The 460-nt window shown below is 68.3% G+C and carries 1 protein-coding gene; it reads right to left on the bottom strand.

Going from position 1 to position 460, the window contains the following annotated elements; all coding sequences use genetic code 11:
* A partial coding sequence (locus tag JK359_RS38595) for a carboxyl transferase domain-containing protein (protein ID WP_307788471.1) occupies positions 1–460 on the bottom strand: 460 nt, incomplete at both ends.

The following is a 460-nucleotide window of genomic DNA, read 5'->3' as shown; positions in this document are numbered from 1 at the left end:
ACTGCGGGGGGTTGCCGTGCTTGCGGGAGGGCAGGTCGGCGTGCTTGCTGTGCAGCATCGCCAGGGACTTGACGAGCACCTCGCGGGTCTCGGCGGGGTCGATGACGTCGTCGACCAGGCCGCGCTCGGCCGCGTAGTACGGGTGCATCAGTTCGGCCTTGTACTCCTTGACCATCTTCTGACGCATGGCCTCGGGGTCCTCGGCCCCGGCGATCTGCCGGCGGAAGATGACGTTGGCGGCCCCCTCGGCGCCCATGACGGCGATCTCGTTCGTCGGCCAGGCGTAGGTCAGGTCGGCGCCGATCGACTGGGAGTCCATGACGATGTAGGCACCTCCGTACGCCTTGCGCAGGATCAGCGAGATCCTCGGCACGGTCGCGTTGCAGTAGGCGTACAGCAGCTTCGCGCCGTGCCGGATGATCCCGCCGTGCTCCTGGTCGACACCGGGCAGGAACCCGGG

The sequence above is a fragment of the Streptomyces actinomycinicus genome, from assembly GCF_016741775.1.
In the GTDB taxonomy this organism is placed as follows: Bacteria; Actinomycetota; Actinomycetes; order Streptomycetales; family Streptomycetaceae; genus Streptomyces; species Streptomyces actinomycinicus.
Note: the sequence above shows the minus strand (reverse complement) of the source record. Positions and strands in the feature narration are given on the sequence as shown.